The following is a 13,154-nucleotide window of genomic DNA, read 5'->3' as shown; positions in this document are numbered from 1 at the left end:
CGGCCGCTCCGGCGGCAGGTGCGCGGGGCTGCGCGCGGACGACCGCGCCAGGACAGAGAGGCTCGGTAGATGGGCGTCAACTACACACTGACGTACACGATCGGCACGATCGCCGCCCTGATCAGCCTCGTGTGCTGGTACTACTTCGTCGTCGGCGCCACCCGCATGGTCCGCGTCATCCGGCTCGGCCAGCCGGACGGCACCCGCAGCGGCCCGTTCGTCCCGCGCATGCGCACGCTGGTCACCGAGTTCGCGGCGCACACCCGGATGAACCGGGTCAAGAGCTCCGGCCGGGCCCACTGGCTCGTCATGTGGGGCTTCCTCATCGGCTTCCTGGCCTGGTTCGAGGCCTACGGCGAGTCGTTCGACCCCTACTTCCACTGGCCGGTCTTCGGCGCGTGGGACCCGTGGCTGCTCCTCGTCGAGCTGCTGGGCCTGGGGACGGTGATCGGCATCGTGGTGCTCATGGTCATCCGCCAGCGCGAGCACCCGCGCCGGGCCGACCGTGTCTCGCGCTTCGCCGGCTCGGACTTCGCCTTCGCCTACTTCGTCGAGGGTGTCGTCCTCATCGAGGGCCTGGGTGTCGTGTTCGTGAAGGCCCAGAAGATCGCCAGCGGCGTGGAGGACCCGCCCATCTGGGCGGCCTTCGCCACCCACTTCATCGCCAAGGGACTGCCGGCCAGCCTCACCCTGGTGTCGATCTTCGCGGTGGTGAAGCTGCTCTCGGGCATGGTGTGGCTGCTCGTCGTGGGCCGCAACATCACCCAGGGCGTCGCGTGGCACCGGTTCAGCGCGTTCCCCAACATCTACTTCAAGCGCGAGGACGACGGCTCCACCGCCCTCGGTGCGCTGCGCCCGATGATGTCCGGCGGCAAGCCCCTGGACTTCGAGGAGGCCGACCCCGAGACCGACGTGTTCGGCGCCGGCAAGATCGAGGACTTCACCTGGAAGAACTGGCTCGACTTCAGCACCTGCACCGAGTGCGGCCGCTGCCAGAGCCAGTGCCCGGCGTGGAACACCGGCAAGCCGCTGAGCCCCAAGCTGCTCATCACCTCGCTGCGCAACCACGCGTACGCCAAGGCGCCGTACCTCATGGCCGGCGGCTCCACCGACATGGCCGGCGACGAGGTCGGCATCACCGGGGACGACGCGGAGGCCAGGCTGGCCGCGATCCCGCAGGAGGCGAGGGACGAGGCGGCCCGCGCCCTCATCGCGGAGGCCGTCGACGGCGGGGTCATCGACCCGGAGGTGCTGTGGAGCTGCACCACCTGCGGCGCGTGCGTCGAGCAGTGCCCGGTGGACATCGAGCACGTGGACCACATCGTGGACATGCGCCGCTACCAGGTGCTCATCGAGTCGGCGTTCCCCACCGAGCTCGGCGGGCTGTTCAAGAACCTCGAGAACAAGGGCAACCCCTGGGGCCAGAACTCCAAGGACCGCCTCACCTGGACCGAGGGCCTGGACTTCGAGGTCCCCGTCTACTCCGGGGAGCTCGGCGACACCGAGTACCTGTTCTGGGTCGGCTGCGCCGGCGCCTTCGAGGACAGGGCCAAGAAGACCTCGCGCGCGGTGGCCGAGCTGCTGCACATCGCCGGCGTCACGTACACGGTGCTCGGCGCCGGGGAGACCTGCACGGGTGACCCGGCCCGTCGCGCGGGCAACGAGTTCCTGTTCCAGACCCTCGCCGCCGAGAACGTGGAGACCCTCAACGGCGTCTTCGACGGCCGCCCGGCGGGCACGCGCAAGGTCGTCGTCACCTGCGCGCACTGCTTCAACGCCCTGGGCAACGAGTACCCCCAGGTGGGCGGGGACTACGAGGTGGTGCACCACACCCAGCTGCTGAACAAGCTGGTGCGGGAGAAGAAGCTGATCCCCGTGGCCCCGGTGGCCGAGGACGTGACCTACCACGACCCCTGCTACCTCGGGCGGCACAACAAGGTCTACGACGCACCGCGCGAGCTCATCGGCGCGTCGGGCGCCACGCTGCGGGAGATGCCGCGCCACGCCGAGCGCGCGCTGTGCTGCGGCGCGGGTGGTGCGCGGATGTGGATGGAGGAGAAGATCGGCAAGCGGATCAACCTGGAGCGGGTGGACGAGGCGCTCAGCACGGCCCCGACCAAGATCGCCACCGGCTGCCCGTTCTGCCGCGTCATGCTCACCGACGGTCTCGGGGCCCGCAAGGACGAGAAGGCCGCCGCGGAGAACATCGAGGTGGTGGACGTCGCCCAGCTGCTGCTGGCGTCCGTGCGGCGCGCGGTGGTCCAGCCGCCCGGGGCCGAGGCCGCCGCCACCGGGCACGACCTCGACGCGGACACCCCCACCGAGGACGTGTCCAGCGGGACGCCGCTGCCCGAGGGTGACGATGCCCCCGACGCCGCGCAGTCGGCCACCCGGCCGGCCGCGGCAGGCAACGACGCCGAGGTCACGGGCACGGTGGAGGCCGCGGCGCTGCCCGCCGAGGACGCCGAGGAGGGGCCCGGCTCGACCACCACCACCGCGGCCGGAGGCGCTGGCCCGGCCTGATCGACGCGCCCTGCGGCCCGGCACCCCTGGTGGGTGCCGGGCCGTCGCGCAGCCCACCGCGCACGCGCCTACCGTCATCGACCGTGACCTCCGCCCCCGGCTCCACCGACACCCCCGACGACCGCGGCGCCGAGGACGAGGACGACCAGGCCGAGAGCACGGCCACCGTCCTCGTCGCCGGCGCGGCGAACCTCGCCATCGCCGTGCTGAAGCTGGTGGCCGGGGTGCTCACCGGGTCGGCGGCGATGCTCGCCGAGGCGGTGCACTCGCTGGCCGACACCGTCACCGAGGGCCTGCTGCTCACCGCCCTGCGACGGTCCACGAAGCCCGCCGACCGCACCCACCCCCTCGGGTACGGCAAGGAGCGTTTCTTCTGGGCCCTCATCGCTGCGGTCAGCATCTTCGTCTCCGGCGCGGTGTTCGCGATCTACGAGGGCGTGCGCACGATCCTCGGTGGGGAGGCCGAGCAGACCTACGTCTGGGTCGCGTACGTGGTCCTGGTCATCTCGTTCGCGCTCGAGGGCGCGTCCTGGTTGCGGGCCCTGAAGCAGGTGCGCGCCGAGGCAACGGCCGAGCACCGGGGCCTGGCCGCCTACCTCCGCGGCTCCGACGACCCCACCGTGAAGACCGTGTTCTACGAGGACTCCGCCGCCCTCGTCGGGCTGGTGCTGGCCCTCGCCGGGATCGCGCTGCACCAGGTGAGCGGCTCCGCGGTGTTCGACGGCCTGGCGTCGCTGCTCATCGGCGTGCTGCTGGCCGGCGTCGCGTACCTGCTCGGGCGCACGAACAAGGCGCTGCTCGTCGGTCGCCAGGCCGATCCGCGCCTGGTGCACGCCGTGCGCGAGCTCCTCGACGCCGCGCCCGAGGTGGACGCGGTGGTCGACCTGATCACCCAGGTGATGGGTACCGACATGGTGCTGGTCTGCGCGCGCATCGACCTGGCCGACGGCCTCACCGCCAGCGAGGTGGAGAACGCGTGCCTGCGGCTGGACCGCGAGCTGCAGGAAGCCTTCGCCGAGGTGGACGAGGTGTTCCTGGAGCCCGTGCCGCGCCACGACCCCGAGCTGCGCGCCAAGGTCCTGGCCCGCTACGGCGAGCTGCCGGTCGGTCGCGCGCTGGGCTGAGGCCAGGTGCGGCCGAACTCGTTCGACGCGGGTGCGACCATTGCGGTCGTGACCACCTCTCGCCCGCTGCGGCAGTCGACCAAGCTGGAGAACGTCCTCTACGACATCCGCGGGCCGGTGCAGGCACACGCAGCCCGCATGGAGGCCGAGGGTCACCGCATCCTCAAGCTGAACATCGGCAACCCGGCGCCCTTCGGGTTCGACGCGCCGGACGAGATCCTGCAGGACGTCATCGCCGGGCTGCCCACCGCGCAGGGCTACTCCGACTCCCAGGGCGTGATGCCCGCCCGCCGCGCCGTGGTGCACCACTACCAGCTGCAGAAGGGGTTCCCCGACCTCGACGTCGACAACGTGTGGCTGGGCAACGGCGTCTCCGAGCTGATCACCATGAGCCTGCAGGCCATGCTCGACGCCGGTGACGAGGTGCTCATCCCGGCGCCGGACTACCCGCTGTGGACGGCCTCGGTGAACCTGGCCGGCGGCACCCCGGTGCACTACCTGTGCGAGGAGGAGCAGGGCTGGAACCCCGACCTGGCCGACCTCGAGGCGAAGATCACCCCGCGCACGAAGGCCATCGTCGTCATCAACCCCAACAACCCCACGGGTGCGGTGTACAGCCGCGCGGTGCTGGGCGGGATCGTCGACCTGGCCCGGCGCCACGGGCTGGTGCTGATGGCCGACGAGATCTACGACAAGATCCTCTACGACGACGCCGTGCACGTCCCGCTGGCGTCCGTGGCGCCGGACCTGTTCTGCCTGACCTTCAACGGGCTGAGCAAGGCCTACCGGGTGGCCGGGTACCGCGCGGGCTGGCTCGCGGTCACGGGGCCGAAGCAGCACGCGGGCAGCTACCTCGAGGGCCTGACCCTGCTCGCCTCCATGCGGCTGTGCCCGAACGTGCCCTCGCAGAACGCGATCCAGGCGGCTCTGGGCGGGTACCAGTCGATCACCGACCTGATCCTGCCGGGCGGGCGGCTGCTCGAGCAGCGCGACGCGGCGGTGGACGGGCTCAACGCCATCCCCGGGGTGAGCTGCGTGGTCCCGCGGGGGGCGCTGTACGCCTTCCCGCGGCTGGACCCGGAGGTGCACGCGATCCGCGACGACCAGAAGCTGGTGCTCGACCTGCTCGTGGCCGAGAAGATCCTGCTGACCCAGGGCACCGGGTTCAACTGGCCGCACCCGGACCACCTGCGCATCGTCACCCTGCCCTGGGCGCGGGACCTGACGCGGGCGATCGAGCGCCTGGGCAACTTCCTGGCCTCCTACCGACAGTAGCCCCGCACGGGCGTACGCGTCGAGCTGACCTTCTCGCCGGGTTCAGCTCGACCGTGCAGGAAAGCTCGTGTCCTGGGTCCAGAAATCACGCACGGGGGCGAGCTACAGCGAGCGCCCGATGATCTCCTTCATGATCTCGGTGGTGCCGCCGTAGATGGTCTGCACGCGGGAGTCGAGGTAGGCCTTGGCCACCGGGTACTCGCGCATGTAGCCGTACCCGCCGTGCAGCTGCAGGCAGCGGTCGATCAGCTTGACCTGGAGCTCGGTGGTCCACCACTTGGCCATGGCCGCCTCCTGCACCGTCAGCTTCTCGTCGTTGAGCAGCTCGATGCAGCGGTCGATGAACACCTGCGCCACCTGCGCCTCGGTGGCCAGCTCGGCCAGCACGAAGCGGGTGTTCTGGAAGGCGCTGATCGGCTTGCCGAAGGCCTTGCGCTCCTTGGTGTAGGTGATGGTCTGCTCCAGCACGCTGGCCATGGCGGCCGCGGCCACCACCCCGATGGACAGCCGCTCCTGGGGCAGGTTGTTCATCAGGTGCACGAAGCCCTGGCCCTCGGTGCCGAGCAGGTTCGCCGCGGGCACCCGCACGTCGGTGAAGCTGAGCTCGGCGGTGTCCTGGGCCTTCATCCCGACCTTGTCGAGGTTGCGTCCGCGCTCGAAGCCGGGCATGTCCCGCTCGACGACCAGCAGGCTGAAGCCCATGGCGCCGGCGTCCGGGTCGGTGCGCGCGACGACGATGACGAGGTCGGCGTTGATGCCGTTGGTGATGAAGGTCTTGGACCCGTTGAGCACCCAGTCGTCGCCGTCGCGGTGGGCGTGGGTCGTGATGCCCTGCAGGTCGCTGCCGGTGCCGGGCTCGGTCATCGCGATGGCGGTGATGATGTCGCCGGAGCAGAACCCGGGCAGCCAGCGCTGCTTCTGCTCGTCGGTGGTCAGGTCGGTCAGGTACGGCGCGATGACGTCGTTGTGCAGGGTGAAGCCGAGGCCGGAGTAGCCGCCGCGGGTGGTCTCCTCGGTGATCACGCAGTTGTAGCGGAAGTCCTTGACGCCACCGCCGCCGTAGGCCTCGTCCACGGCCATGCCCAGGTAGCCGAGCTTGCCGGCCTCGGTCCACACCGAGCGGTCGACGATCTGGTTGCGCTCCCACTGCTCGTGGTTGGGTGCCACGTGCTGCGCCAGGAACGCGCGGTAGGAGTCCCGGAAGGCCAGGTGCTCGGGCTCGTACAGGGTGCGGTCCACGTCGGTTCCTCCAGCGTTGATGGGTCCTGCGAACGGTTCCCAAGTTACATGCAGTCTGGACTGTTTGTGGATCCGCGTCTAGCGTTCGCCGCCATGACGGTGGAAACCCCCCGCAGGACCACGGCTCGGCGCTCGCAGGCTCGGCGGTCACAGGCAGAGCGCACGGCCGCGACCCGGGCGACGCTGCTCGACGCCACGCTGGACTCCCTCGTGGAGCTGGGCTACGGGCGCACCACCACCCAGGGCATCGCCGCCCGGGCCGGGCTGTCCCGGGGCGCGCAGCTGCACCACTTCCCCACCAAGGAGCTGCTCGTGGTCGCCGCGGTCGAGCACCTGGCCGTGAAGCGGGACGCTGAGATCCGCGCCACCGTCGGCCGGGAGCACGCCCTGGAGCTGCTGGCCGACACCTTCACCGGTCCGCTGTTCCTCGCTGCGCTGGAGCTGTGGGTGGCCGCGCGCACCGACCCGGCGCTGCGCGAGGCGCTGGTGCCGCTGGAGCGCGCGGTGCACGAGAAGCTCGCCGGGCTGGCCGCGGACCTGCTGGGTGCCAGTCCCACCGACGCCGAGCTGACCCTGGAGCTCGTGCGGGGCCTGGGGATGTCCGTCCTGTTCAACTCACCGGCCACGGGGGAGCGGCACCGACGACGGCTGCTCGCCCGCTGGTCCGAGCTGCTGGAGACCGCATGAGCACGCCCGCGCAGGTCGAGGTGCACCGCTCCCACCTGCCGTCCCACGTGCGGACCCTCGTGGTCGGCGCCGGGTTCGCCGGCCTCGGCATGGCCGCGACCCTGCGCCGCGAGGACCCGGATGCGGACGTCCTGGTCATCGAGCGGGCCCCCGAGGTGGGCGGCACCTGGCGGGACAACACCTACCCGGGCTGCGCCTGCGACGTGCCCACCGCGCTCTACTCGTTCTCCTTCGCGCCCAGCGCGGAGTGGAGCCACACCTTCGCCCGGCAGCCGGAGATCCTGGCCTACCTCAAGAAGGTCACCGCCGACGAGCGCATCCCGGTCAGCCGGGACACCGAGCTGCTCGGCGCGGACTGGGACGCCGACGCCCAGCTCTGGCGCGTGCGCACCAGTCGGGGGGAGCTCACCGCGAGCGTGCTCGTCACCGCCACCGGGACGCTGAGCGAGCCCAAGCTGCCCGACATCCCGGGCCTGGACTCCTTCGCGGGCACCACGTTCCACTCCGCCCGCTGGGACCACGGCCACGACCTCACCGGCGAGCGGGTCGGGGTGATCGGCACCGGGGCCTCGGCCATCCAGTTCGTCCCGGAGATCGCGGACACCGTGGACCACCTCACCGTCTTCCAGCGCACCGCGGCGTGGGTGATCCCCCGCATCGACCGCAAGCTCCCCCGCGCCGAGCGGGCGCTGTACCGCCGGGTGCCGGCCGTCCAGCGGGCCGTGCGCACGCTCGTCTACACCTACCGGGAGGCCTACGTGGTGGCCCTGGCCAAGGCTCCGGTGATCCTGCCCGGCATCACCGTCGTGGCGAAGGCGCTGATGCGCAACCAGGTGCGCGACGGCGCCCTGCGCGCCAAGCTCACCCCGAGCTACACGCTGGGCTGCAAGCGGCTGCTGCTGTCGGCCTCGTGGCTGCCCACCCTGGCCCGCCCGGACGTGGACGTGGTCACCGCCGGGATCGCGCGCGTCACCCCGACGGGCGTGGTCGACGACGACGGCGTGGAGCACCCGCTGGACACCCTGATCTTCGGCACCGGGTTCACCCCCACCGAGCCCCCCGTGGCACACCTGGTCACCGCGGGCGGGCAGAGCCTGGCACAGCACTGGGCGGGCAGCCCGCACGCCCACCGCGGCACCACCGTCGCCGGGTTCCCCAACCTGTTCCTCATGTACGGGCCGAACACCAACCTCGGGCACAGCTCCATCGTGTTCATGCTGGAGAGCCAGGCCGCCTACGTGCGGGACGCCCTGCGCACCATGGACTCCCGCGGGCTGACGAGCGTGGACGTCCGACCCGCCGCCCAGTCCGCCTACAACGCGGACGTCGAGAGCTCGCTGAGCACCACGGTGTGGAACGCGGGCGGCTGCTCCAGCTGGTACTTCGACGCGACGGGCCGGAACTCCGCGATGTGGCCGACCTTCACCTGGACCTTCCGCCGGCTCACCCGCCGGTTCGACGTCGAGAACTACTCGACCGCGCGCCGCACGGCCGAGAAGGCCGGGGCCGCGGCATGACGCACGTGGACGTGGTGGTCGTGGGCTCCGGGTTCGGCGGCAGCGTCGCGGCGCTGCGGCTGGTGGAGAAGGGCTACTCGGTCGCGGTGCTGGAGGCCGGGCGCCGTTTCGCCGACGACGAGCTGCCGCGGACGAGCTGGGACGTGCGGCGCTACCTGTGGGCGCCGCAGATCGGCTGCTACGGGGTGCAGCGCATCCACCTGCTGCCCGACGTGCTCGTGATGGCCGGAGCCGGGGTCGGCGGCGGGTCGCTGAACTACGCCAACACCCTCTACCAGCCGCCGCAGGCGTTCTTCGACGACCCGCAGTGGGCCCACGTGACCGACTGGGCCACCGAGCTCGCGCCGTACTACGAGCAGGCGACCCGGATGCTGGGCGTGGCCACCAACCCCACGACCACCCCGTCCGACGTCGCCATGCGCACCGTGGCCGAGCAGATGGGCGTGGGCGAGACGTTCACCTCCACCCCGGTCGGGGTGTTCTTCGGCGAGGCCGGGACGACCGTGGCCGATCCGTACTTCGGGGGCGTGGGCCCGGAGCGCACCGGGTGCACCGAGTGCGGCGCCTGCATGACCGGGTGCCGGGTGGGCGGCAAGAACACCCTGGTGAAGAACTACCTCTACCTCGCCGAGCGGGCCGGAGCCGTGGTGCGCCCGCTGACCACGGTCGACGCGGTGCGGCCCCTGGATGACCGTGACGGCGGTGGCGTCGGCTACGAGGTGCGCACCCGGCGCACGGGCGGACTACGGCCGCGCGCGGGCACCACCTTCACCGCCGACCACGTCGTCGTCGCCGCCGGGACCTACGGCACGCAGCGGCTGCTGTCGCGGATGAAGGCCGACGGCGTGCTGCCCGGGCTGTCCGACCGCCTCGGCACCACGGTGCGCACCAACTCCGAGGCCGTGCTGGCCGCCACCGCGCGCGACCGGAGCGTGGACTACAGCCAGGGCGTGGCGATCACCTCGAGCTTCCACCCCGACGAGCGCACCCACGTGGAGCCGGTGCGGTACGGGCGCGGCAGCAACGCGATCGGCCTGCTGCAGACCGTGCTCAGCGACGGCGGCGGACGGGTGCCCCGGGTGCTCAAGACCCTGGGGGTGGCGCTGCGGCACCCCGGCGCGGCCGTGCGGAGCCTGTCGGTGCACCGGTGGTCCGAGCGCACGGTCATCGCGCTGGTCATGCAGACCGGCGACAACTCGCTGGTCCTGCGCACGGCCCGGAACAAGCTCGGCCGACGGCGGCTCACCAGCGCCCCGGGACCCGGAACACCGGTGCCGCAGTGGATCCCGCAGGGCCACACCGCGGTGCGACTGCTCGCGGAGACCATCGGCGGCGACCCCGGCGGGAGCATGGCCGAGGTGGTCAACATCCCCATGACCGCGCACTTCCTGGGCGGCTGCGCCATCGGGGACTCCGTCGACACCGGGGTGGTGGACCCCTACCACCGCGCCTACGGCCACCCCGGGCTGCACGTCGTGGACGGCTCGACGGTCAGCGCGAACCTCGGGGTGAACCCGTCGCTGACCATCACCGCGCAGGCCGAGCGGGCCTTCGCCCTGTGGCCGAACAAGGGACAGGCGGACACCCGCCCGGGGCTGGGCGCGGAGTACGCCTCGGTCGACCCCGTACCTCCGCGGTCGCCCGTGGTCCCCGCGAGCGCGCCCGGTGCGCTGCGGCTGCCGCTGACGGTGGTGCACGGCGCCCGCGCGGTGGTGCACGGCGCACGCGCGCCGCAGCCGGCCGTGGCACCCGGTCCGGCGGTCGGCGCGGGAGTGGTGGAGCCGGTCTGATTTGGGCGGTCCCCGAGTCGGCGGAGCCCACCGTCGAGCTCCCCGCCAGTGCACCGCCGCCCTGGCCGGCCGCGGTGCGGGCGACGCTGTGGTGGCACCGGGCGAGCCCGGACGCCCGCACGCTGGGTCCGTCGGCGTCCCTGCCGGTCACGGTGGGGATGGTGGTGGACTACCTGAGCTCCCCGGTCGGCCCCTACCGCGAGGTGCTGGCGAGCCCCGTGCTGCGCCGGACGCTGCTGCCCACCATGGTCGTGCCGTTCATCGCGGTGGACTCCCCCACCTCGGCCCACGGCGGGCGGGTGCACTGGGACCTGCCCAAGACCCTGGCCGTGTTCACCGGGGACGTCACCGCGGTGGGCGCCGCCGAGGGCGAGGGCTGGCACGTGCGGACCTCCGTGCGCCCGCTCGGCCCGCGCCTGCCGGTCGCGGGCGCGATCCGCTTCGCCCAGCCCGTGGACGGCGGTCTCGGGGTGGCGACCGTGCGGATGGCCGGCCGGTTCCGGCTCGCCCGGGTGGACGTGGACTCGTCCGGTCCGACGCTGCCCGGCTGGCTCACCCCGGGCACCCACACCGGGGTCACCGTCAGCGGTCGGATGACCACGGGTCCGCAGCGGCGTCGGTAGCCTGAGCACCGTGACCACCCTCGAGCGTCCCCGCAGCGGCAAGCTGATCGCCGGCGTCTGCGCCGGCCTGGCCCAGCGCTACGGCTGGAGCACGAGCACCGTGCGGCTGGTGTTCGTGCTCTCCTGCCTGCTGCCCGGCCCCCAGTTCATCGCCTACCTCGTGCTCTGGCTGGTCATGCCCAAGGCCGCCTGAGCACCGGGCGCCCCGCGCGGGACCCGTCAGCGCCGCGACCACCACCGGGCCGGGGTACCGGTTCGCGCCGCCGTGCGGTAAGCAGCACGGATGGCCACCGTCGTCCGCTCCCTGCACCGCTACCCCGTGAAGTCGATGCTCGGCGAGAGCCTGCAGGAGTGCGCGGTGGACGACCGCGGCCTGCTCGCCGACCGTGCCTACGCGCTGCTGGACGTGGAGCAGGGCACCGTCGCGAGCGCGAAGGACCCGCGCCGCTGGGGCGCTCTGCTCAACTTCGCCGCCACCTTCGTCGACGAGCCGGTGGCCGGGCAGGACGCACCGCCGGTGCTGCTGGCGTTCCCCGACGGGTCGCGGCACCGCAGCGACGACCCGGACGTCGACGACGCGCTCACCGCCGCCATCGGCCGACCGGTGCAGCTGATCCGGGAGCCCCCGGCGGACGCCCGCTTCGACGAGGTCTGGCCGGAGATCGACGGGCTGGCACCCCAGCAGTTCATCGACGCCACCCGGCACGGCGCCGAGGCCGAGACGGGCGAGTCCGTCAGCCGCATCGCGCTGGGCTCGATGGCCCCGGCCGGCACGTTCTTCGACCTCGCGCCCCTGCACCTGCTCACCACCGCGACGCTGGACCGGCTGCACGAGCTGGCCGTGGAGTCCGGCGCCGACCCGGACTTCGACCCCCGCCGCTACCGTCCGAACCTGCTGCTCGGTGACGACGGGGCCGGGGACGACGGGGCCGGGCACGCCGAGGGCGGGTTCCTCGAGGACGACTGGGTGGGGAGCACGCTCACCGTCGGCGGGGCGCAGGTGTCGGTGAGCATGCTGACGATGCGCTGCGTGATGACGACGCTGGGCCAGCGCGAGATGTACCCGGACGCCGAGACCCTGCGCACGATCGCCCGGCACCACCGCCGCGAGATCCCCGGGCTCGGCACCTGGGCGTGCGCCGGGGTCTACGCGGGCGTCGCGGCGGCCGGGCTCGTGCGGGTCGGCGACGCCGTCGGCTGAGCCGGGCCCACAGGCTGCTCCCAGGTCCACCGGGCACGCTGTGCCCATGAGCAGCGGACTCCTATAGCGCCGAACCGCCACCGGACCGGTCGCGCCCCGGGCCACGGCGGTCGTGCTCGCGCTGCGACCGCGGGGTGCCACCATCGCCGGGTGAACCCCGACGAGCGCACCGTCCTCGGCCGGGCGTTCGACCTGCTCGGCGCCTTCACCGCGGAGCGGCCCGTGCTGGGCCTGTCCGAGCTCGCGCGGCGCACGGGTCTGCCGACGCCGACGGTGCACCGGCTCTGCGCGCAGATGTGCACCAGGGGCGCGCTGGAGCGCACCGAGGACGGCCGGTACCGGATCGGCGTGCGGCTCTGGGAGCTCGGCGCCCTCGCGCCCCGAGCACACGGCCTGCGCCAGGTGGCCCTGCCGTTCCTGGAGGACCTGTACGAGGCGACCCACCAGAACGTGCAGCTCGTGGTGCTGGAGGGCACCGAGGCGCTGTACGTGGAACGGATCTCCGGCCACCACGCCGTCCCGCTGCTGAGCCGCGCCGGTGGTCGGCTGCCGCTGCACGCCTCCAGCGGGGGCCTGGTGCTGCTCGCGCACGCGGGGCCGGAGCTGCTGCTCGCCGTGCTCGAGGGCGGGCTGGAGCGGTTCACCGAGAACACCATCACCAGCGAGCACCGCCTGCGCTCGACGCTGGCCGACGTCCGGCGCACCGGCACGGTCACCTGCCGCCAGCACCTGGACCCCCGGTCGGTGGCCGTGGCCGCACCGGTCCTGGCCGGGGGTGCCGTGCTGGCCGCGGTGTCCGTGGTCGTGTCCACGTCGGACGATCCGGGTCCCCTGCTGCCTGCGCTGCGTGCGGCGTGCCGAGGCATCTCTCGGGGTCTCACCGCCGCGGCCCGCTGAGCCGCCCGCGCGCGTCCCGCGGGCGCGATGTCGTCCGGCGCGACGTCCTGCCGTGTCCCGCCCCGTGCGCATCCCGCGGGCGCGATGTCGTCCCCGGGCCCACTGCCCGTCGACCTGCCCCTTCCGCTGGGTGAACCACGCGACGCGCGCGACCCGGGCGGTGGGCGACAGTGGTGCCCAGCACCGCGACGGCGTGGTGCGGGACGGAGCACCCCGTGGACACCCCCCCACCTCACCCCGGCCCCGGGCGGCGCGATCGCTCTGTGAACGAAACCTCG

11 protein-coding genes are annotated in these 13,154 nt (G+C 72.8%); 10 read left to right on the top strand and 1 reads right to left on the bottom strand.

The genetic code is table 11. From position 1 onward, the window contains the following. The first annotated feature begins 69 nt into the window (after nucleotides 1-69). The 3 genes from RHODO2019_RS00370 (at nucleotide 70) to RHODO2019_RS00360 (ending at nucleotide 4,922) form a co-directional block, all read left to right on the top strand. Nucleotides 70-2,523, top strand: a complete 2,454-nt coding sequence (locus RHODO2019_RS00370) for a (Fe-S)-binding protein (RefSeq protein WP_435532149.1) — start codon at nucleotides 70-72, stop codon at nucleotides 2,521-2,523. A gap of 83 nt (nucleotides 2,524-2,606) precedes the next feature. Then, on the top strand, nucleotides 2,607-3,647 hold the full coding sequence (locus tag RHODO2019_RS00365; RefSeq protein WP_265383113.1) for a cation diffusion facilitator family transporter: 1,041 nt from the start codon (nucleotides 2,607-2,609) through the stop codon (nucleotides 3,645-3,647). Nucleotides 3,648-3,695: 48 nt separating this feature from the next. Further along, complete coding sequence (locus RHODO2019_RS00360; RefSeq protein WP_265383112.1) at nucleotides 3,696-4,922, top strand: pyridoxal phosphate-dependent aminotransferase; 1,227 nt, start codon at nucleotides 3,696-3,698, stop codon at nucleotides 4,920-4,922. A 102-nt stretch (nucleotides 4,923-5,024) separates the two neighbouring features. On the opposite strand, the gene RHODO2019_RS00355 is transcribed toward RHODO2019_RS00360, so the two are convergent. After that, entirely contained in the window at nucleotides 5,025-6,161 is a 1,137-nt protein-coding gene (locus RHODO2019_RS00355) for an acyl-CoA dehydrogenase family protein (protein WP_265383111.1), read from the bottom strand. A gap of 93 nt (nucleotides 6,162-6,254) precedes the next feature. Here RHODO2019_RS00355 and RHODO2019_RS00350 point away from each other — a divergent pair, with 93 nt between their 5' ends. From RHODO2019_RS00350 to RHODO2019_RS00320, 7 genes are all read left to right on the top strand, one after another. Beyond that, nucleotides 6,255-6,848 (top strand): TetR/AcrR family transcriptional regulator, encoded by a 594-nt coding sequence (locus tag RHODO2019_RS00350; RefSeq protein WP_265383110.1) that lies wholly within the window; start codon nucleotides 6,255-6,257, stop codon nucleotides 6,846-6,848. Next, nucleotides 6,845-8,365, top strand: coding sequence for a flavin-containing monooxygenase (locus tag RHODO2019_RS00345; protein ID WP_265383109.1), 1,521 nt, complete (start codon nucleotides 6,845-6,847; stop codon nucleotides 8,363-8,365). Before RHODO2019_RS00350 ends, RHODO2019_RS00345 begins: the two co-directional genes overlap by 4 nt. Further along, entirely contained in the window at nucleotides 8,362-10,155 is a 1,794-nt protein-coding gene (locus tag RHODO2019_RS00340; RefSeq protein ID WP_265383108.1) for a GMC family oxidoreductase, read from the top strand. Before RHODO2019_RS00345 ends, RHODO2019_RS00340 begins: the two co-directional genes overlap by 4 nt. After that, complete coding sequence (locus tag RHODO2019_RS00335) at nucleotides 10,155-10,778, top strand: hypothetical protein (RefSeq protein WP_265384862.1); 624 nt, start codon at nucleotides 10,155-10,157, stop codon at nucleotides 10,776-10,778. Before RHODO2019_RS00340 ends, RHODO2019_RS00335 begins: the two co-directional genes overlap by 1 nt. 10 nt (nucleotides 10,779-10,788) lie before the next feature. After that, nucleotides 10,789-10,971 carry a PspC domain-containing protein gene (locus tag RHODO2019_RS00330; RefSeq protein WP_435532148.1) on the top strand — a complete coding sequence of 61 codons (183 nt, stop codon included), beginning with the start codon at nucleotides 10,789-10,791 and terminating at the stop codon, nucleotides 10,969-10,971. A gap of 90 nt (nucleotides 10,972-11,061) precedes the next feature. Next, nucleotides 11,062-11,979, top strand: a complete 918-nt coding sequence (locus RHODO2019_RS00325; protein WP_265383107.1) for an MOSC domain-containing protein — start codon at nucleotides 11,062-11,064, stop codon at nucleotides 11,977-11,979. A gap of 150 nt (nucleotides 11,980-12,129) precedes the next feature. Further along, on the top strand, nucleotides 12,130-12,876 hold the full coding sequence (locus RHODO2019_RS00320) for an IclR family transcriptional regulator (protein ID WP_265383106.1): 747 nt from the start codon (nucleotides 12,130-12,132) through the stop codon (nucleotides 12,874-12,876). The last annotated feature ends 278 nt before the right edge of the window (nucleotides 12,877-13,154 follow it).

The sequence above is a fragment of the Rhodococcus antarcticus genome (genome assembly GCF_026153295.1).
Taxonomy (GTDB): Bacteria; Actinomycetota; Actinomycetes; order Mycobacteriales; family Mycobacteriaceae; genus Rhodococcus_D; species Rhodococcus_D antarcticus.
This window is presented reverse-complemented; position numbering and strand designations above follow the sequence as displayed.

Coding starts and splice junctions, on each gene's coding strand:
- RHODO2019_RS00350 (WP_265383110.1), top strand. CDS start 6,255: ATGACGGTGGAAACCCCCCGCAGGACCACGGCTCGGCGCTCGCAGGCT.
- RHODO2019_RS00370 (WP_435532149.1), top strand. CDS start 70: ATGGGCGTCAACTACACACTGACGTACACGATCGGCACGATCGCCGCC.
- RHODO2019_RS00325 (WP_265383107.1), top strand. CDS start 11,062: ATGGCCACCGTCGTCCGCTCCCTGCACCGCTACCCCGTGAAGTCGATG.
- RHODO2019_RS00340 (WP_265383108.1), top strand. CDS start 8,362: ATGACGCACGTGGACGTGGTGGTCGTGGGCTCCGGGTTCGGCGGCAGC.
- RHODO2019_RS00345 (WP_265383109.1), top strand. CDS start 6,845: ATGAGCACGCCCGCGCAGGTCGAGGTGCACCGCTCCCACCTGCCGTCC.